The 525-nt window shown below is 66.5% G+C and carries 1 protein-coding gene; it reads right to left on the minus strand.

Annotated features, from left to right (window positions below; translation table 11 throughout):
* Positions 1 to 116 precede the first annotated feature (116 nt).
* Positions 117 to 525, minus strand: a 409-nt coding sequence (locus B3587_RS09640) for a DUF3817 domain-containing protein (protein ID WP_292728171.1), incomplete at its 5' end; no start/stop codon positions are given.

Raw genomic sequence — 525 nt, forward strand, 5'->3', positions numbered from 1 at the left:
ATGAGCTGGGCGTACTGCGCGCCGAAGTCGACGACGAGGACGGGTCGCTGCGAGGTCTCGGTCTGTTCTGTCACCGGATGCTTTCGGTCGGCGCCCCTGGAACCCAGGAGCGAAGGTCAGGACACTGTGGGGTTCTGGCGGGTCACGCTGGAGTGTTCGGCGAGATCGTGGTTCTCGGACTCGCGCGCAGCAAGGTACGTCTTGACCTCACGGGCGACCCGTGCCTCCATGAAGAACGACAGGAACGGGACGATTCCGCCCAGCGCGAGGGCGATGAACCGACCGAACCGCCACCGCATCAGGCTCCAGATGCGGAAGCACGCGAAGAGGTACACGACGTAGAACCAGCCGTGGCCGACGAGGATCGACAGCGACACATTGACGCCGTCGCCCGCCGACTCGAGGTCGCAGCCCAGACCCCCGGGCACGAAGAGCGAGTACCACTCGCATCCGGGCCCGACCAGCACCGGTGCGAACCAGAGGAAGCCACCGGACCCGCCGGCGAACAGTTCGACGTGCAGCGGC

Source organism: Microbacterium sp. UBA837, from assembly GCF_002296025.1.
Classification (GTDB): domain Bacteria; phylum Actinomycetota; class Actinomycetes; order Actinomycetales; family Microbacteriaceae; genus Microbacterium.